Below are 17,250 nucleotides of genomic sequence, written 5' to 3'. Positions count from 1 at the left end.
ATGATTTCAATCTCGTTTTCATATCTCATGACAGCACACCGGTTTCAGCCGGCAGATCATATATGTTAAGGGCCGCCTGCAGCGCTTCCCCGGCTTTAACTGCAACTCCGTGTCTGATCAGAACCGCTTCAAGTCCGGCCAGCACAAACAGCACATTTTCCTTTCTGCAGCTGTAGCCCATCGTTCCGATTCTCCAAATTTTCCCCTGCAGCGGACCGAACGAGCTGGCGATTTCAATTCCGAATTGAGACAAAAGCATACTCCTGATCGATTCGCCGTCTGCTTCCGGCGGAATCTTCACACATGTGACGACAGGCAGCTTCGCCTCCGGATCGCCGAATAAATCAAGGCCCATCGCTGCAAGTCCCGCCGTAAGCGCTTTTTCATGACGCTGATGCCTACGGAACCGTTCTTCAAGTCCTTCTTCCAGGACAAGGCGCACACCCTCCCGCAGCGCATAAAGCATTGCTGTCGCTTCTGTATGGTGATTCAGCCTTCTTTCACTCCAATAATCTTCGAGCTGGCTCAGATCAAAATAGTTGCTCGTAACCGGCCGATGACCGGACAGCATTTTACCGTCAGCTGCCGTCGCAATGCCACGTTCTACCTTTTTACGCGCGGCAATGACAGCTGCCGTCCGGTCATTATAAGTAATCGGCGCCATTCCGGAAGGGACCGATAGGCATTTTTGCGTTCCCCCGATAACTGCGTCAATCTTCCATTCATCCGTTTTTACGGCGCAGCCTCCGATCGTGGCCACGGCATCCACGATAAAGAGTGCGTCTTGGGCGCGGCACGCTTCCCCGATTTCTTTCAGCGGGTGAATCCGCCCCGTTGATGTTTCTCCGTGCACCATAGCGACGATTTTCGGGGAAATCTTTTTCATCTCGCTGATAATCTCTTCAGGCCGGAAGACCGTTCCCCATTCACACTCGATCGTATGAACGTCCGCTCCGTACCGCTCGGCGATTTCAGTCAGCAGGTGTCCGAAGCGTCCGTATATCGGAACGAGCACGCTGTCGCCCGGTTCTATCACACTTGCGAGAACAGCCTCAATCCCCGCTCTTGATGTGCCGTCAATCGGATAGGCCCAGCGGTTCTCAGTTTGAAACAATTCACGGAGCATTTGCATCGTTTCATTCATGATGCCGGTAAATGCCGGGTCAAACTGGCCGAGGATCGGAGCGCCCATCGCCCTCAGCACTCTCGGTTCAGCTTCTGTCGGTCCCGGTGTCATAATCGTTCTTTGCGGAATGCACAATTCTTTTCTGGTCGGCACGCCGATTCCCCCTTTACGTTAATAGGCAAGTTTATGTAATACATTCGCCAGCGTAAGGACGCCGGTTTCAAGCTGATGTGCGGGTGTGAATTCAAGCGGCGAGTGGCTGATCCCGCCACGGCTCGGCACAAACAGCATGCAGGCCGGAAAGGTTCTGCCGAGCATCTGGGCGTCATGTCCCGCTCCGCTTACGATCTTCTCCGGGTCCGCCCCCTGCTCTTTTGCAGCCTCTGCTGCGGTTCGTGTCAGTGTCTGATCCATTTGAACCGGCTCTATCCTCATATATTCATCAATAACAGGTCTGACTCCTTTGCTGCGGCTGATGTTTTCAATAATCGACACCAGTTTCTGACGGAAGGCTGCCAGCACGTCTTCCTGCTGGTGGCGAATATCAACGGAAAACTGGATACGGCCCGGAATGACATTCGCCATATTCGGCTCAACCGTCATTTTCCCGCACGTCAGGCGGAGCTCTTCCGGCTGTCTTTCCGCTGAGAGCATGAGTTCGTGGATGATGCTGCTTCCCGCCGCGAGCGGATCTTTCCGCCATTTCATTGAAGTGGTCCCCGCATGGTTGCATTCACCGTCAAGCGTAACGGTATAGCGTCTCTGTCCGGCAATCCCGGTGACAATCCCGATATCCTTTCCCGATCGTTCAAGCGTTTGCCCCTGTTCTATATGAATTTCCAGAAAGGCACTAATATCAGTGCGCAGCGGCGCCGGATAACGGCCTGCACCGAAGCCGTTATGCCGCATGGCTTCTTTCAGAGAAATGCCGGACGCGTCTTTCGGCATTTCCGCATCTGAAAGCGAGAAAGCACCGGTGATATTGCCTGAGCCCCAATAGGTGATGGGAAAACGGCTCCCTTCCTCTTCACAGAGCGACACAGCCTCCAGCGTTTTTTTCGGACGCCCGCACGTCTCATGCAAATGCCGGATCGCCAGCATGCCCGCCAGCACGCCGAATGCACCGTCATATTTGCCGCCGTCAATAACGGTGTCAATATGCGACCCGGTCAGAATCACCTCATCAGGCGATTCTGTGCCGCTCAGCCGGCCGAATACGTTACCGACATCGTCAAATGCCGTTTCCAGCCCGAACGCCTCCATTTTCTTTTTGACGGCAAGCTGGGCGTTCATCCATTCTTTCGTATATAAAAGCCTCGTCACTCCGCCGGAAGCGGAAGCGCCGAATTGAGACAGCCATTGTATGTTGTCGGAAATCCCGATATTCGCCGCCGAAAGCTGCTGATGTTCCATACACGCCCTCCTTTTTAAACTGAAAAACTGACAAGATGATCTTCATTATAGAAGGAGCGCATTATGAGTTCATTATCATAACCTCTAAAAAATCAATGATTTTCCGGATACTTTGACCAAGAAACCGCCCCTCTGTCCCATAAGCCGAAGGAACCATTTTTCAAAAAAGATAGAATATTAGATTTATTTTTTGGATAATAGAGGTAAAGGAGGGCAAGTCATGACAAAAAAACTTTGGTTTCTGCCGATTGTCTGCCTGTTTTTCATTTTTGGATGGGCCGCGCCGTCAGTCTCTGCGGGCGCGCCGACTGACACGAATCTGTACAGCCGGCTCGCGGTTTCAACTTCCGGCGGCACAACTCTTTTTCCGCAAACTGCCTCAGCTGTCATCACTCCGTCTGCGGATACGGACACATATTACAAAGAAGCTTCCGGAAAAAGCGGAACAGCCTTAAAGAGCGCCCTGCACCGCATCATCAGCGGACATACAAAGCTGTCTTACAGCCAAGTATGGAATGCATTGAAGGAAACTGACGAAGATCCGGCAAACCCGAACAATGTCATCTTGCTCTACACCCAGGAATCACGGGCCAAAAGTAAAAACGGCGGCAGCGTCGGGGACTGGAACCGTGAACACGTGTGGGCAAAGTCACACGGAAACTTCGGAACAGCTGCCGGCCCCGGGACGGACATTCATCATCTGCGCCCTGCAGACGTCCAGGTGAACAGCGCCAGAGGAAACATGGATTTTGATAACGGCGGCTCAGAATACCCGAAAGCGCCGGGCAATTATTACGACGGTGATTCCTGGGAGCCGCGCGATGAGGTCAAAGGAGACGTCGCCCGCATGCTGTTTTACATGGCGGTGCGTTATGAAGGCGGCGACGGGTATCCCGACCTTGAGCTGAATGATAAAACCGGAAACGGCTCAGCTCCTTACATGGGAAAACTGTCCGTTTTGCTCAAATGGAATAAACAAGACCCCGTCGACAGTAAGGAAAAACGGCGGAACGAAATCATTTACGAAGACTATCAGCATAACCGCAATCCGTTTATCGACCACCCGGAATGGGCGGACGAAATCTGGTAATCGTATCATAAGAAGTGATAAGGGAGCCCCATCATCAGGCTCCCTTTTTCAATATACGGCGTTTTCAGTGTCGGCATCAAAAAAGACGGCCCGGTTCATATTGACCGCAAGCAGAATGGCATCGCCGGGTTTCACCTCTGAAGCGCCGTCAAGACGGATCGTCATGCGGTCATCTCCGCTCACCGCATGAACGTACATCTCCGCGCCTAAGTTTTCACATACTTCCGCCACAGCGCGGCACACCGCTTCAGGCGGGTGCTCTGATTGTCCGGCAAGCGTCAAATGCTCCGGACGCAGCCCCGCAGTCATCTCCTGACCGCTGTATCCTTTCTGGACAAGAACGGCCGCTTTTTCTTTCGGAATGGGCAGACGAACGGACGAACCGGCAAAATACCATTGCCCGTGACTTTCTTCTATGACGCCTTTTATAAAATTCATACTCGGAGAACCGATAAAACCCGCCACAAACATATTCGCCGGATAATGATAAATCTCATGGGGGCTTGCGGCCTGCTGAATATCTCCTTCATTCATCACGACAATCCGGTCGCCCATTGTCATCGCTTCCGTCTGATCATGCGTCACGTAAACGATGGTCGCTTTCAAACGCTGATGGAGCTTGCTGATTTCGGCGCGCATCGTCACACGCAATTTCGCATCTAAGTTGGAAAGCGGCTCGTCCATCAGAAACACTTTCGGCTCCCGCACGATCGACCGGCCGAGCGCAACCCGCTGCCGCTGCCCGCCTGAAAGAGCCTTCGGTTTCCGCTTGAGCAGATGCCCGATTTCCAAAATATCAGCGGCCGTCCGGACTCGCTCTGCGATTTCTTTTTTCGGCAGCTTTCTGAGCTTCAAACCGAACGCCATATTGTCAAACACCGTCATGTGGGGATACAGCGCGTAATTCTGAAAAACCATTGCGATATCACGATCCTTCGGGGGCAGATCGTTCACCGCGTCTCCATCGATATAAAGCTTCCCTTCAGAAATGCTCTCCAGTCCGGCAATCATTCTGAGTGTCGTAGATTTGCCGCAGCCGGAGGGACCGACAAGCACCAGCAGCTCCTCATCCTTTACATCTAAGTGAAAATCCTTCACTGCCGCCGATTGGGCGCCGTATGTTTTTTTGATATGGTCAAATGTTAATGATGCCATTCGAAACCTCCTCCAATACTGGAAACCGCCACATCTTTCTGTTATGTTAAAAATGTTCGGGGTTTCTGACAGATTCATAAATGAAAAGCAAATTTGTATTATAACGTCATAATACATATAATAGTACTACTACTTGACAAAGGAGGTCCGTCCCATTGTTAAATAACGGGAGCTCGAAACCTTTATATATTCAGCTGAAACAAATTATCGCGGACGATATCAAGAAGGGCGTTTATTCGCCGTCCGTAAAACTGCCGACTGAAAATGAGCTGTGCGAAACGTACAACGTCAGCCGCATAACGGTCAGGAAGGCCATCCTTGATCTTGTGGAAGAAGGCTGGCTCGTCCGGCAGCAGGGAAAGGGAACGTTCGTTAAAAGCCCTAAACTGAAGCGGGAGCTCATCGCGGTCAACGGCTACTCTGAATTTATGGAATCAACGGGAAAAAAACCGAAACACCAGATCCTTTCCCATGAAATCATTGAAGCGCCTAAATCCATCGCTCAAAAACTTCGCGTCGCTTCCGAAAGTCCCGTTCTTGAATTAAAACGCATTTTATTTCACGACGACCAGCCGCTCTCATTCGAAATCGCCCACTATCCGCTCAGTTTATTTCCCGACATCGGCAAGCATATTAAAGGCGGCGTGTCGATGCATGACATTTTGAAACAGCACTATCAGGTGGTGCCCACCCATAATACGAAGCTGTTAAATGTCGTATACGCCAAGCAGGAAGAAAGCCGCTATCTGGCTTGTGATATCGGGGATGCGCTTTTTGAAATTGACAAAACCGCTTTTATGTCAAAAGACCAGCCGATATACAGCTCGCTGTTTTTAATGCATACCGACCGCGTTACGTTTACCATTAACAGCCCCTATGCGTAACAAGTATAAAAAACGAGACAATGCTTATCGTATTCTCGTTTTTTCACTGCTTTTCCCGCCGTCCGGCCTGTAGGGATGCCCGTAACCGAACGCTCCGAACCCTCCGCATGTTTTGGCAGCCGTCCCGGCGGCCGCAGTAAGCGCTCGCCGAATATCCTGATGCTCGAAGAAATCGGTAAGAAACCCGGCAATAAAAGAATCACCCGCGCCCAATGTATCTATTATATCAGCTCTTACCACCGGCTGATGATAGACGCGTTCCCCATCCGATAACACCGCGCCATGTTCTCCCCTTGTCAGACAGACGATTTTCGCTCCGAAACCGCGGGCTTTTTCGGCAAGCCGCACACATTCACTTTCACTCAAATCACTCCCGGAAAAAAATGCATACGTTACGTACGGACAGACCGCTTCTAAATAGGCTTCGTCACGTTTTACAGAGAAGTCAAAGGAAATCGGCACATGGCCGCTCAGCATCGGAAGGTCACGTTCTATCCTGCTGTATACGCTCGTATGCAGCAGATCATGTCCGGCGATAAATGAGATGTCATTCTCCTGAAAAGCGAGCGTCAGACGCGATTGCACGCCGCCTTTATTTGATCCGGCAAATATCCTGTCCCCTCTTTCATCAAGCGTGACGACCGCCATCCCGTTTTCTCCGTATGCCCGGCGGATCAGATCGGCATTCACCTTCTCCAGTTTCAGCACATTCAATACGTGATCCGCCGCTTCATCACTGCCGAGAATCCCGATATAAGAAGTTTCGTGGCCTAAGCGCCGGGCAAGCACGGCTACATTTAACGCATTTCCGCCCGGGTAAAACGTCTCCTGATCCTGATAATAATCTACTACATTATCTCCGGCCGCTATCAGTTTCATCTTTTCATCCCCCTTATCCTTTCACGCTTCCCGCTGCAATGCCGCGGATAAAATATCTCTGCATCAATAAAAACAGCGCGATGATCGGAGCAGCAGAAATCGTCAGCCCGGCCAGCAGCACGCCCCAATCCGTCTGCAGCGCATCTCTGAACTGCATCAGCCCGGCCGGAATCGTCCGTAAATTTTCATCATCGATAAAAATAATCGCAAACATAAACTCATTCCATGTATGGTAAGCCGTCAAAATGCCTGATGTCACCAGAATCGGCACGCTCATAGGTAAGAATATTCTGAAAAATATTCCGAAACTTGTACACCCATCCAGATAGGCCGCTTCCTCAAGCTCTTTGGAAATCGACAAAAAATAGGAACGGATCAGAATCACGGTAAACGGAATACGGTAGGCTGCGTACGGAAGAATCAATGCCCAATACGTATTGTACAGTCCCAATGACTGGATAATGGAGTACAGCGGCACAAGACTGACCTGCGGCGTCAGCATCAAGCCGCCAAGACAAATGATCAGCACAAACCCTTTTCCTTTAAATTGAAAACGGGCCAGCCCGTATGCCGCCCAGGCGCTCACAAATACGGTGATGAGACAAGTCAGCACGGTCACAATGACGCTGTTCATAAAATAAGCGGAAATCCCTTGGTTCCATGCGGATACGAAGTTTTCGGGATGCCAGACAGAGGGCAGCGACCAGCTGTGCTCAAAAATCTCATCCGAGCTTTTAAAGGCGCTGACCGCCATCCATAACAGCGGATAAGCAACGGCAATGAGGTAGATAAAGAGAAACAGCCACACAGACGTTTCCCCGACATACCATTTTCTCGGTTTTCCGCCTGTTCTGACGGCCTGACGGGCATGACGCAAATCCGTCTTTTCAGGAAGCATCGGCTACTCCTCCTTTCCGGTCTTAAAGAATTTCATCTGAATAAGCGACAGAGCAAGCGTCAGCAAAAGCACCACCGTGGCGATCGCAGAAGCGTAGCCCATCATATCCTTTGTAAAAGCGCTCTTATACAAAAATGTGCTCAGCACTTCTGAAGCATTGCCCGGCCCTCCGCCGGTCAGAATATACGGTTCATTAAATACAGTAAATGCGCCGGTCAGCGTCATCACCACGGCAACAAACGACATTTCTTTCGTCTGCGGCACCGTAATGTGAAAAAACTGCTGGATTTTTCCGGCTCCGTCCAGCTGCGCCGATTCATATAATTCAGCGGGAATGCTCTGAATCGAGACAATGTACAGCATGGCGATGTAACCGACAGACTGCCATTGAGACACAAAAATGACAGACAGCATAGCGGTGTTTTCATCGCCCAGCCACGCGCGGGTCAGTTCATCAAGTCCGACCGCTTCCAGCAGCTGATTCAAAAGCCCGATTTCCGGGTTATAAATAAAATCAAACAACAGCGCAATGACGGTCATGGAAATGACGACCGGAAGAAAAAATACCGTACGGAAAAACGGCGACCATTTTCTTACCAATTTGTCTTCCAGCACGGCCGCCAGAATTAAGCCGCCGCCAACCTGGCAAATCAGCGATATGACCGCATACAGCACATTGTTGCGGAGTGCTGTAAAAAACACGGGATCGTGAAACAGGTCAATATAATTTTTCAAACCGATAAACGTCTTTTCGGGTTGAAATGAGCTCCATTCAAACAGACTGAAAAACACATTCTCAATAATCGGAATGTAAACGAACAGCAGAAAAATCAGCGCGGGCGCGAGAAACAGATACGGAATGAAACGTTTTCGGCTGACCAAGGAAATCCTCATCTCCTTTCTCCAAAGAAATCTGTTCTATTCAGATGACGCTTTGACCTGACGCGCCGCTTTCTGCACGGAATTCATCACCTCGCGCGGTGTCATTGTGCCGCCGAGCATCTGCTGAACGCCTGCCGCATACACATCGGCGATTTCAACATCAACATCCATATCAAACCACGGCACCATTGTTTCGGCGCGGACGATATCCTGCACGGCTTCGCGCTGGATCGGGGTGGAATTGTTTTCTGTCGCCGTTCCCTGAACCGCGCTGTATTTACCGACGTCTTTTATCAGCTTCTCTCCCATTTTTTTCGAGGTTAAAAACTGAAGAAATTCCATAGCTTCTTTCGGGTGCTTCGTTTTTGAGGAAATCATAAATCCTTCGGGAGATCCGGTCAGTGCACGGGGAGATCCCTTTTCGCCGCTGATTTTCGGGAAAGGAAACAAGCCCAGATTGACCGGTTCGACGAGCTTAATTTCTGCCGTTTCCGCATAAATCATCGCCGCTTTGCCGCTCGTAAACTGCTGGCGCACGTATTCGTGATCAACGGAGTTCACGTGCTTTGTAAAGTACGGCAGAAGTTCCTGAAGCTTTTCAAGCGCTTTGACATAGCCTTCGTCCGTAAACTCCCCGGTTTCCGGGCTGTAATCCTTCGCCCGCGTTTTTTCATCCACCATACGCTGGTTCAGCGTCCCGATATAATGAGAAATGGTCCAAGGCGCTTTTGTGCCGAAACTGATCGGAATATATCCGTTCTCTTTCAATTTCTCACAGACTGTGATCAGTTCATCCCATGTCGCCGGGGGCTTCAAATGTAATGTATTAAAAATGTCTTTATTATAAAAGAATGATTTAGCGTCCATTTGCCACGGAACACCGTACTGTTTTCCGTCATGCGTAAAGGGTTTGATTTGTGACTGCACAAGCTGTGAGGACCAATCTTTATCCTGCTGATAGTAAGACGACAGATCGAGGGCTTTATCTCCTTTGATGAATTTATAAGCAAACCGGTCGCTCCAAGAAAAGAAAATATCAGGGGGGCTCGTTGTTCCGAGCATGACTTTCACCTTGTCTTTATAAGAATCGTTCAAGACCGCTTCCGTTTGGATATGAATATCCGGATGAGCGGCTTCAAATTCTTTGACCGCTTCTTCAAAATAGCTTTTTTCCGGCTCCTTCGGCCACCTGTGAAAAAACTTCAGGGTCACTTTTCCGTCAGAGGAACTGCTTTGGCTTGAACAGGCGGCGGCTGACAGACATACAGCTAACAGAACGAACAGGCAGATGAGCTTTTTCAGATGCTTTTCCTCCTTTGCACCGGACTATAACGTTATATATCATTATAGTCCGGTGAAATATAATGCGCGTTCTTAATATTCGACTTTCCACATGTAACGCCGCTGGCTTAACGGATGGTTCCTTGCTTCCGCCAGCGCATCCGCATAGCTTCTGAGCACCCGGTTTAATACGAGAGGAGCCAGGTAGCCTTTTACAGAATCGTCAATTCCGGAAAAATCATATGCTGCCGCATCAAGCACAGTCAGTTTTTTGCCGTATCTTTTTGAGAAGGAAAGCGCCCGCTCTTCAAGGGGTCTTGTTTCGTCTAAGCCGAGCAGGATAATAAATGGAACGGATTCATCAATGATTTCGAACGGTCCGTGAAAATATTCTCCGGCATGAATGGCGTGGGAATGAATCCATTGCATTTCCATGAGAATGCAGATGCTGTAGGAGTAAGCGACGCCGTAGTTCGCACCGCTTGCCATCGTGTAAATGATATCTTCTTTTTCGTGGGCTTTCGCGAATGCCTTTGCGTGATCCGCTTCTTGTTTAAGCGCTTTGTCATATACGGTCTGGAGTTTATTGAGTCCGTCGATCGCCTGCTCAAACGCGGAATGGTTTTCCAGCACGTGTAAAGCGCCGAACACGATTTGATACAGAACCCCGTAATTCGTATTTATCGCCTGTGCGTTCTCACCCCAGTCATACACCGCGACATATTCGGCTTCTTTCGCTAACGGCGAATCAGGCTCAAAGGTCATCGCAATCGTAAGCGCGCCTTTTTTTCTGGCGAAACCGGCGGCTTTCACCGTTTCCGGCGTATTGCCTGACTGAGAACATAAAATCACGAGAGAATTCTCTCCGAGCTGAATGGGATTGCGCTGAATAAATTCATTTGAACTGTAGAGATCAGAGCTGATGGCTTTCGCCTCTCTGTCAAACACGTACTTGCTCGGATACATAATGGCTGAAGAACCCCCGCAAGCGACGAAAAAGACGTGGTCAATCGTTTTTCCTTTCAGATCATCCAAGAAAGCCTGAACCTTGTGATTCACTTGTGCGGCAGTTTGACTCAAATCCTTCACTCCTCAGTGTTTTATTATATAACGTTATATAACATTATATAACGTTATATTAATCGCAACAAAGGTGCGTTGTCAATCATATTTTCTGAAATTTCTAAAATATAAAATAAACCCGTCTTATTTCCCGCCCTCTCTTGACCTGACCCTTAGAGACACGTTTAGAATGAAAAGCAGGGAGTGATTCAGAATGAATATAAAAGAAGCCGCCAGGCAGACGGGTCTCACGAAAAAAGCCATCAAATATTATGAGCAGGAAGGTTTAATCACCGTCAGCAAAAACCCTGATAACGGATACCGTGAGTATTCCGCTCAGAACGTGAATACGCTGAAAATGATTGCCGCCCTCCGCATGCTGGCACTGTCTGTAAGTGATATTAAAGCGTTCCTCTTAGAGGGCAGCAGTCTGCATGATATACTGCGCCAGCAGCATCAAAAGCTCAGCCGGCAGATTGAAGAGCTTGAGCAGGAACGGAAACTGACTGAAATGCTGATCAAGCGCGTGGAAGATGCGGAAAATGTCGATTCAATTCTGCATGATATCGGCGATGTCAAAATAGATGAACCGAAGTATATGGGACTTCAGCTGAAAAAACTGTTCCCGGGAGATTTCGGAGAATTTATCGCCGCGCTGTTTGAACCGTTCCTCGACTTTTCTATTGATACAGATGAGAAAAAAACGATATGGGCAAAGCTTATTAAAGTATTGGATGATATGGAAGAAGTTCCGGCTGCACACCCGATGATGCAGCTGGTCGGCAGGGAGGATCCGGCTCAGCTCCAGCAGCACAAAGTCCAGCATGACCAATTTATCGAGCGGATTTTGGAGAGAGACCCCGCCACTTGGGACACTCATAAAAACATCATCATTCAGCTTGTGAAAAGAGTGCAGACAGATGAAGAATACAGAGAAAACCTGATCAAGGTCGGAGAATCCGCTTCTGATCTGCCCGCGCTGAAGGAAGGATCGCCTTTCAGCAATCTACTTCAAAAGCTCAGCCCGAAATATGACACGTATGTGCGACTTCAGCTTGAACTGAAAAAAGAAGCCGACGAGGAACTCGGCTTTGATTCAGAAGCATATTTAAAACAGATGCTTCAATCAAAAAAACGCTAAGGTTCGTCTCCTTAGCGTTTTCTTTCTTCAGCCTCAGTGCTGCGCGTTAATGCGGTCAACGACATTAGCGATAAGCTGCTCTTTTCCTAAATCGGAATCTTCGTCAACGCTTGCTACTGTCAAAATGATAGCCGCTACCGCAAGAGCGATCGTCTCAATGGCGGCCGCCGCGTTTAAGAATACCCATACAGCCGTTGCGCATTGGCCGATGGCCGTTGATTTTCCTTTGTCCATGCTCTTTTTGTCAAACTCTTCTTTCAGCACTTTCGCCATAATCTGCGAACCTTGATCAATGACGCTGTTCACTTTCTCATAATCGCCGCTGTAGACCGCCGCTTTTAACTCTTTAAAATAATCCGGCGATGACTTTTTAATATCAGCAATCACCTGATCGGAAACTTGCTTTAATTCATCCTGATCAATCTTTTTAACAGCCTTGGTATCCCATACTTCAGGAAGGAGCTTTGCGACCTCACCTTGTCCGAAAAAGATGCCGGAAAAAATGTCTTCACCCGAATAAGAGACGGACGGCTCAGTTTTTGCCGCGGCATGCGGGCCGACTAATGCGACCATTAAAACAAACACCAGCATCATGGCAGCTGCGGACTTCTTGCTTTTAACCATATAATTTCCTCCTTTTCCTTTTATTGAAAAAATTGTATCTGATAAAAAGGGGATTGTAATGGTTCAAAGCTACTGTTTTCTCTGCCGGCACCAAAAACAGGACCAAAATACCAGCCACCGTAATGGAAAACGAGGTCAGCCCCAGCATAACGGCAAAGATTTCGTGCATAAAAATGGATATAAACAATATCGGACGCCAATATGTTTTCGGAGCGAACAAAGCGCAGAACATAATGGTTTGCACAATGAGCGTGCCCCAAGTCGGGATGATGACAAGCTTGGACTGCAGGATAAAGTCAAACAGACTGTGAAGCGCATCCGGCAGACCCAGCATCGGATCATTCAAATAGTAATAAACGGCGGTCCCGTTCTGCCACTCTTCTTCCATCAGTTTGGCAATGACAGAGTTAAAGTATAGCATCGCGACCTGTATTCTGATGATTGTCAGTGTCGCCCAGCATAAGGAGCGGTAATAAGGCTCAAGCGGCCTTTTCTCAAAAGACGCCTCGTACGGAGACCAGTGCCATTTCCGCGGATCGGTTGATGTCAGCGGGAGCAGCAGCAGCGTAAAAACGGCAGCCACTTGATCTCCCCCGTCAAGGGTAACGGCGGAGTTTTGGAAGCTGTACGAAATCCACCAGTGAAAAAAACCGGTGAGGCGGGGCCGCCAGCCAATGACGACAAGGATTAACATACAGATACAGACGGCTTTGACGATCTCAATGTAACGGAAATCGGGAAACAGCAGAAACAGGCTGAACGTGTCGGAAAAGCTGAGCATTTGATTTTGCGTTTTGAAGAAGACAGACGCCGGATTGAACAGCAATGTCAGCAGCGTGCCGAGCGCGATTAAGCTTCTGGCAAGCCCGTACACATTTGTCCAAGGCGGATTCTTCATCATCCATAAGGTGAGCTGCTTTTTTGCATCCTGAATCAATTGACATCCACTCCGATGTATTTTTTGATGGTTCTTTTCGTTTCGGTATGCTGGCTCCATGCCCATGGGGTAATGCGTTCATATGTAATGATCATTTTCCCTTTCAGCCTTGGGGAGGGAGACTCATTTTTCATTTTCAAAAATGTGGTATCCTTAATGTCTTGGCCAGTCGTGAAGTCGTTCCACTTCTCTTTGGAAGGCAGCTTTTCCAGCATAAGGCCGAGCTCTATCCCTTGCGTCCGGCCGTAACGGTTTAAGCCGATGACATTTTTCAGAGAATTATTCGGCCATCTGAGCTCCTCATCGGCATCAAGAAGATAGATGTTCAAGCTGTCTTCTCTCGGATCTTTACTGAAAAATCCCCAGCTTTGCGGATAAATCATGGAAACGGTTTTGGATTGGTGCTTGGTTAATTGGATGGCGGAGCTTGGCAGTGCCGCGATGATGGTAAAAAACAAAACGATGATCCAGGCGGCCATGATAAAAAGAAAGAATGAAAACATGCTGGTTTGCTTCTTGTCAGTCAATTGAAACCCTCCTAGCGTATGGAAATTTCATTGACATGATTATACACCATTCAACAGGTAAAATATTGATAAATTAGATTTTTCGGACTAATATACTATTATATGTAAAAAGGGAGTGTTCATATGTTTTTGATGAATGATAAGGTGCTGTGGGGAGCTGTGGTTCTCGCCTTTATTCTGTCGATTGTGTTTTATCCGTTTCTTCCTGCTGATATGGCCATTCACTATGACGTGTCGAACCGTCCGAATACATCAATCAATAAAACGGCCGGCGTCCTGATTTTTCCTGTGCTCATGATGATCTGCATGTTATTCAGAAAAAAGGTCGTCCAGCTGTTCCTCGTCGTTTACTGTCTGCTGATCGTGCATATCGCAGTGATGTGGCTGGCACTGTAAACATAAAGAAAACCGGAGCCCTTAAGCTCCGGTTTTTCTTATTTATAAAATACTTTCTCAATGTTGTATTTCGACTGAAGGGTATTGATCGCGTACGTTTCGTAAATCTCCCTTTCCATCGGATCATTGACGACACATACTTCAATTTTATACACTTCGTCCCTGTGATGTTTAACAGGCGACACATTGTCTTCAAAATGCTTTTTGATTCTTTGTCTTAATTTACGGGCTTTCCCGACAAACAGCAGCTCATCATGAATGTTATAAAACATAAAGATGCCGCCTTTGTCTCTCGGAATTTGGTGAAAATCAATGAAACCGTAAATCGCTTTAATCGCCGGTTCATTTTCCGACGGTGACTGCTGCCGTTCCGTAATGGTTACATCAGGAGCAGGAAGGTTTATTTTTATCAAAATGGGTCACGTCCTCTTATTCATTAAAGCTCCATCCTATCATAAGAATGCGCCAAAAGCTATTTTTTATTCAAGCGCCCCGGCCGGATCATAAAGGCTCAAATCAATTTCCGTCTGCTGCCCGAGCGCGAGTTTCGCCAGTTCAGCCCCCAGATACGGCCCGCTCGTCAGTCCTGAGGCGCCCAGCCCGTTGGCAACGAGGAGTCCGCTGATATTCGGCACTTTGCCGATGACGGGAAGAAAACCGGGAGTAAACGGCCTGAAACCGACTCTTGTCTCTATCATAGTACTGTCTGAAAGCCCCGGCGCCACGGTTAATGCTTTGTCAAAAATCTCGCGGAGGCCGCCGGCCGTCACCCGCAAATCCATGCCGGTATCGTTTTCATGAGTCGCACCCGCTATGATTCTGCCGCTGTCAAAGGCGAGAATGTATTGATCGTTTGGGGGCATGACGACGGGCCAGCCGCCCGTCTCCTCTCCCTGAAGCTCTAAATGAACGATCTGCGCCTTTTGGTATGATACTGAAAAACGGATGCCGAGCGGTTCAAGCAGCTCTCTCGCCCAAGCGCCGGCCGTTACGAGAACCTGGTCGGCAGTAAGCGTGCGTTCTGCGGTTTTCACACCGATGACGGCACCGTCCTCTGTCAATATTGACGCTTCTTCATTGTAAACAGCCGCGCCGTGCTTAACGGCCGCGTTTAACAGCGCCTTACGAAGCGCCCTCCCGTTCACCCGGGCCGCGCCGCTGACATGAACCGCACCGTATTCCTCCGACAGCGCGGGAAACAATGCCTTCGTTTCTGCCGGTTTCAGTCTTGTAATGTCACCGATTTCAGGGGCGTCCTCTCTTCTTTTATAAGCCCTTTCCTCCATTTGGCTGAGCTTTTTTTCATCCGTATGGAGGCTGACGGCACCGACCTTTTGATAACCGGTGTCCGTTTCTCCGTCAGCTTCAAGCTGCTGTATCAATTGGTTATAATAGCGGGCTCCGCCTTTTGCGATCGCATACCATGCCTGATTGCGGCGCTGCGACAGCCACGGGCAGACGATCCCTGCCGCGGCGTCAGTCGCCTGCCCCGGGTGTTTCCTGTCAAAGACCGTTACATCCGCACCGGCCTTTGCGAGATGATAAGCCGCGGACGCACCGAGAATGCCGGCTCCGATAATTATATAAGACTTCATGTGTAACACCTTTTCTATCTGTTTTGTCTTATTTATTTTAACAAATGGAGCGCCCGGTTCCTACCGGAGTCCTGACGGCGACAATGAGTTTTGAAAACGGAAACGTATAATAAAAGGAATATGTTCTTGTGTGAAAGCCGTTTTCCTCAAGAATTGCTCTGTATTGTGATGTATTTTTTATATCTGACACGGCCAATGTGCCGCCAGGCTTCAGCACCCTCACCATTTCCGTGATCGCCCGTTCCCTCTCTTTTCTGCCTGAAATGTTGTGTACGACAAAATGCGAAATGACAAGGTCAAACGATTTATCAGGAAACGGCATGGCTTGCGCGAGTCCGTCATACAAATCAATTTCCAGCGCTCCTTCTGCCCGTCTGTTCTTTTCAAATGCGTCTCTTCCGTTTCCGCCCAGATCCCAGCTTGACCATTTGTCAATCGCTGAGACGTCAGCGCCTTTTTGAGCCGCGGCGATGGCTAGCAGCCCCCGTCCCGTCCCAATATCAAGCACTTTCATGTCCGGCTTTAACCCGGAAAGCGCAAGAATGCGATGGCGGTGTGAAAGTTTAATGGCCGTTGAATACAAGAGCATCCAAAGACCGAGCACTAAAAACAAGGCACCCGTCAGCCAGCCCCAGAAAAGAGGAATCATGCCGTATAATGTGCCTGCGGCATAAAGGAGCGCAAGAAAGATAAATCCAAACGCTCCATAAGGCGCATCAATTCCGTATCTTGTTGTCATAACACTCACCCCTTTCAATATTTATCCAAATGGCATACCATATTATTCTAGCAAAAGCCGAAAGGAGATACGACCATATGAAACGCGGCATCACTTTTGACATCCCAAATGAAATCGGACGGTTTGCGGCAGATATATTACAACCGTTCCCCATCTCTTCCTATACATGGTTTATCGGTGATGGAGAGGCGTATACTGAATTCAATGAAGACACCGATACAGACCTGTTTCCGCAAAATCAGCGCATCATTCAGGGCCAAGAACTCCGTCAGCGTCTGGAAGGAGACCCTTATTATATGATTTTTGCTGAATTGAAAGCTTTCCCGAGCAGGATGGTAACGGAAATCAATACGTATGAGGAATATTTGGATAGTTCCTGTGAACTTGTGCTTCTCATTGCAGATTGCTCGTATGTAACGTTATATTGCAAAGATCCGGACATGCTCGAAGCCCTTTTTCAGCAGGCTGTACAATGCGGGTTTCACCGCGTTGACTATGTTACAGATGAGAATGACGCGAGAACGGGATTGTCTGTCTGATGAAGGTGCGTTCTTTTTATGAAGCGCCTGATAGGGCTTAGGATTCAAAATATTGACAAATTCATGTGTTTTCAACAAAAAA

Annotated in this window: 19 protein-coding genes; 5 read left to right on the top strand and 14 right to left on the bottom strand. The window is 48.7% G+C overall.

The window, feature by feature from the left end; all coding sequences use genetic code 11:
* Positions 1–25 precede the first annotated feature (25 nt).
* Both ACWJJ4_RS04355 and allC read right to left on the bottom strand, forming a co-directional pair.
* On the bottom strand, positions 26–1,237 hold the full coding sequence (locus ACWJJ4_RS04355) for a pyridoxal-phosphate-dependent aminotransferase family protein (RefSeq protein ID WP_217365457.1): 1,212 nt from the start codon (positions 1,235–1,237) through the stop codon (positions 26–28).
* Positions 1,238–1,297: 60 nt separating this feature from the next.
* Positions 1,298–2,539 carry an allantoate deiminase gene (allC, locus tag ACWJJ4_RS04350; protein ID WP_326375019.1) on the bottom strand — a complete coding sequence of 414 codons (1,242 nt, stop codon included), beginning with the start codon at positions 2,537–2,539 and terminating at the stop codon, positions 1,298–1,300.
* Between the two features lie 220 nt (positions 2,540–2,759).
* On the opposite strand from allC, the gene ACWJJ4_RS04345 reads away from it, so the two are divergent.
* The gene (locus ACWJJ4_RS04345) at positions 2,760–3,629 is read left to right on the top strand and encodes an endonuclease I family protein (protein ID WP_204529923.1); all 870 of its coding nucleotides are present in this window, start codon (positions 2,760–2,762) and stop codon (positions 3,627–3,629) included.
* Between the two features lie 48 nt (positions 3,630–3,677).
* Here ACWJJ4_RS04345 and ACWJJ4_RS04340 read toward each other — a convergent pair whose 3' ends face one another.
* Complete coding sequence (locus ACWJJ4_RS04340; RefSeq protein ID WP_043867399.1) at positions 3,678–4,784, bottom strand: ABC transporter ATP-binding protein; 1,107 nt, start codon at positions 4,782–4,784, stop codon at positions 3,678–3,680.
* A gap of 155 nt (positions 4,785–4,939) precedes the next feature.
* On the opposite strand from ACWJJ4_RS04340, the gene ACWJJ4_RS04335 reads away from it, so the two are divergent.
* Positions 4,940–5,668, top strand: a complete 729-nt coding sequence (locus ACWJJ4_RS04335) for a GntR family transcriptional regulator (protein ID WP_012118372.1) — start codon at positions 4,940–4,942, stop codon at positions 5,666–5,668.
* A gap of 24 nt (positions 5,669–5,692) precedes the next feature.
* Here ACWJJ4_RS04335 and ACWJJ4_RS04330 read toward each other — a convergent pair whose 3' ends face one another.
* From ACWJJ4_RS04330 to ACWJJ4_RS04310, 5 genes are all read right to left on the bottom strand, one after another.
* The gene (locus ACWJJ4_RS04330) at positions 5,693–6,547 is read right to left on the bottom strand and encodes a PfkB family carbohydrate kinase (protein ID WP_014305764.1); all 855 of its coding nucleotides are present in this window, start codon (positions 6,545–6,547) and stop codon (positions 5,693–5,695) included.
* 13 nt (positions 6,548–6,560) lie between these two features.
* A complete protein-coding gene (locus ACWJJ4_RS04325; protein ID WP_003151895.1) occupies positions 6,561–7,445 on the bottom strand; it encodes a carbohydrate ABC transporter permease in 885 nt (294 codons plus the stop codon).
* A 3-nt stretch (positions 7,446–7,448) separates the two neighbouring features.
* Positions 7,449–8,339, bottom strand: a complete 891-nt coding sequence (locus ACWJJ4_RS04320) for a carbohydrate ABC transporter permease (protein ID WP_415873121.1) — start codon at positions 8,337–8,339, stop codon at positions 7,449–7,451.
* Positions 8,340–8,363: 24 nt separating this feature from the next.
* Positions 8,364–9,629, bottom strand: a complete 1,266-nt coding sequence (locus tag ACWJJ4_RS04315; protein ID WP_071392604.1) for an ABC transporter substrate-binding protein — start codon at positions 9,627–9,629, stop codon at positions 8,364–8,366.
* Between the two features lie 72 nt (positions 9,630–9,701).
* Positions 9,702–10,688: an SIS domain-containing protein gene (locus ACWJJ4_RS04310; RefSeq protein WP_070082323.1), complete on the bottom strand. Its 987-nt coding sequence runs from the start codon at positions 10,686–10,688 to the stop codon at positions 9,702–9,704.
* 196 nt (positions 10,689–10,884) lie between these two features.
* Here ACWJJ4_RS04310 and ACWJJ4_RS04305 point away from each other — a divergent pair, with 196 nt between their 5' ends.
* Entirely contained in the window at positions 10,885–11,811 is a 927-nt protein-coding gene (locus ACWJJ4_RS04305; RefSeq protein WP_454021464.1) for a MerR family transcriptional regulator, read from the top strand.
* Positions 11,812–11,844: 33 nt separating this feature from the next.
* On the opposite strand, the gene ACWJJ4_RS04300 is transcribed toward ACWJJ4_RS04305, so the two are convergent.
* The 3 genes from ACWJJ4_RS04300 to ACWJJ4_RS04290 are packed head-to-tail and all read right to left on the bottom strand — an operon-like array spanning position 11,845 to position 13,899.
* Positions 11,845–12,435, bottom strand: a complete 591-nt coding sequence (locus tag ACWJJ4_RS04300; protein ID WP_007410098.1) for a sporulation delaying protein family toxin — start codon at positions 12,433–12,435, stop codon at positions 11,845–11,847.
* Positions 12,428–13,372: a sporulation-delaying protein SdpB family protein gene (locus tag ACWJJ4_RS04295; RefSeq protein WP_146275453.1), complete on the bottom strand. Its 945-nt coding sequence runs from the start codon at positions 13,370–13,372 to the stop codon at positions 12,428–12,430. The genes ACWJJ4_RS04300 and ACWJJ4_RS04295 overlap by 8 nt, the downstream gene beginning before the upstream one ends.
* Positions 13,369–13,899, bottom strand: coding sequence for an SdpA family antimicrobial peptide system protein (locus ACWJJ4_RS04290; RefSeq protein WP_025285231.1), 531 nt, complete (start codon positions 13,897–13,899; stop codon positions 13,369–13,371). Before ACWJJ4_RS04290 ends, ACWJJ4_RS04295 begins: the two co-directional genes overlap by 4 nt.
* Before the next feature lie 123 nt (positions 13,900–14,022).
* On the opposite strand from ACWJJ4_RS04290, the gene ACWJJ4_RS04285 reads away from it, so the two are divergent.
* Positions 14,023–14,295 (top strand): DUF1648 domain-containing protein, encoded by a 273-nt coding sequence (locus ACWJJ4_RS04285; RefSeq protein WP_007410095.1) that lies wholly within the window; start codon positions 14,023–14,025, stop codon positions 14,293–14,295.
* Between the two features lie 38 nt (positions 14,296–14,333).
* On the opposite strand, the gene ACWJJ4_RS04280 is transcribed toward ACWJJ4_RS04285, so the two are convergent.
* The 3 genes from ACWJJ4_RS04280 to ACWJJ4_RS04270 form a co-directional block, all read right to left on the bottom strand.
* On the bottom strand, positions 14,334–14,708 hold the full coding sequence (locus ACWJJ4_RS04280) for a nucleotide excision repair endonuclease (RefSeq protein WP_007410094.1): 375 nt from the start codon (positions 14,706–14,708) through the stop codon (positions 14,334–14,336).
* Between the two features lie 66 nt (positions 14,709–14,774).
* Entirely contained in the window at positions 14,775–15,890 is a 1,116-nt protein-coding gene (locus ACWJJ4_RS04275; RefSeq protein WP_326375022.1) for an NAD(P)/FAD-dependent oxidoreductase, read from the bottom strand.
* A gap of 37 nt (positions 15,891–15,927) precedes the next feature.
* Positions 15,928–16,629: a class I SAM-dependent methyltransferase gene (locus ACWJJ4_RS04270; protein ID WP_094247516.1), complete on the bottom strand. Its 702-nt coding sequence runs from the start codon at positions 16,627–16,629 to the stop codon at positions 15,928–15,930.
* Positions 16,630–16,706: 77 nt separating this feature from the next.
* On the opposite strand from ACWJJ4_RS04270, the gene ACWJJ4_RS04265 reads away from it, so the two are divergent.
* Entirely contained in the window at positions 16,707–17,168 is a 462-nt protein-coding gene (locus ACWJJ4_RS04265) for a DUF2691 family protein (protein WP_173612831.1), read from the top strand.
* Positions 17,169–17,250 lie beyond the last annotated feature (82 nt).

The sequence above is a fragment of the Bacillus sp. JK62 genome (genome assembly GCF_053663455.1).
The sequence above is the reverse complement of the archived record's forward strand: the minus strand, read 5'-3'. Positions and strand labels throughout refer to the sequence as shown.

What these genes read in the sequence shown, in the direction of transcription:
- ACWJJ4_RS04300 (WP_007410098.1), bottom strand. Translation starts at nt 12,435, where the DNA reads ATGGTTAAAAGCAAGAAGTCCGCAGCTGCCATGATGCTGGTGTTTGTT.
- ACWJJ4_RS04275 (WP_326375022.1), bottom strand. Translation starts at nt 15,890, where the DNA reads ATGAAGTCTTATATAATTATCGGAGCCGGCATTCTCGGTGCGTCCGCG.
- ACWJJ4_RS04355 (WP_217365457.1), bottom strand. Translation starts at nt 1,237, where the DNA reads ATGACACCGGGACCGACAGAAGCTGAACCGAGAGTGCTGAGGGCGATG.
- ACWJJ4_RS04285 (WP_007410095.1), top strand. Translation starts at nt 14,023, where the DNA reads ATGTTTTTGATGAATGATAAGGTGCTGTGGGGAGCTGTGGTTCTCGCC.
- ACWJJ4_RS04270 (WP_094247516.1), bottom strand. Translation starts at nt 16,629, where the DNA reads ATGACAACAAGATACGGAATTGATGCGCCTTATGGAGCGTTTGGATTT.
- ACWJJ4_RS04345 (WP_204529923.1), top strand. Translation starts at nt 2,760, where the DNA reads ATGACAAAAAAACTTTGGTTTCTGCCGATTGTCTGCCTGTTTTTCATT.
- ACWJJ4_RS04305 (WP_454021464.1), top strand. Translation starts at nt 10,885, where the DNA reads ATGAATATAAAAGAAGCCGCCAGGCAGACGGGTCTCACGAAAAAAGCC.
- ACWJJ4_RS04340 (WP_043867399.1), bottom strand. Translation starts at nt 4,784, where the DNA reads ATGGCATCATTAACATTTGACCATATCAAAAAAACATACGGCGCCCAA.
- ACWJJ4_RS04320 (WP_415873121.1), bottom strand. Translation starts at nt 8,339, where the DNA reads ATGAGGATTTCCTTGGTCAGCCGAAAACGTTTCATTCCGTATCTGTTT.
- ACWJJ4_RS04265 (WP_173612831.1), top strand. Translation starts at nt 16,707, where the DNA reads ATGAAACGCGGCATCACTTTTGACATCCCAAATGAAATCGGACGGTTT.
- ACWJJ4_RS04325 (WP_003151895.1), bottom strand. Translation starts at nt 7,445, where the DNA reads ATGCTTCCTGAAAAGACGGATTTGCGTCATGCCCGTCAGGCCGTCAGA.
- allC (WP_326375019.1), bottom strand. Translation starts at nt 2,539, where the DNA reads ATGGAACATCAGCAGCTTTCGGCGGCGAATATCGGGATTTCCGACAAC.
- ACWJJ4_RS04330 (WP_014305764.1), bottom strand. Translation starts at nt 6,547, where the DNA reads ATGAAACTGATAGCGGCCGGAGATAATGTAGTAGATTATTATCAGGAT.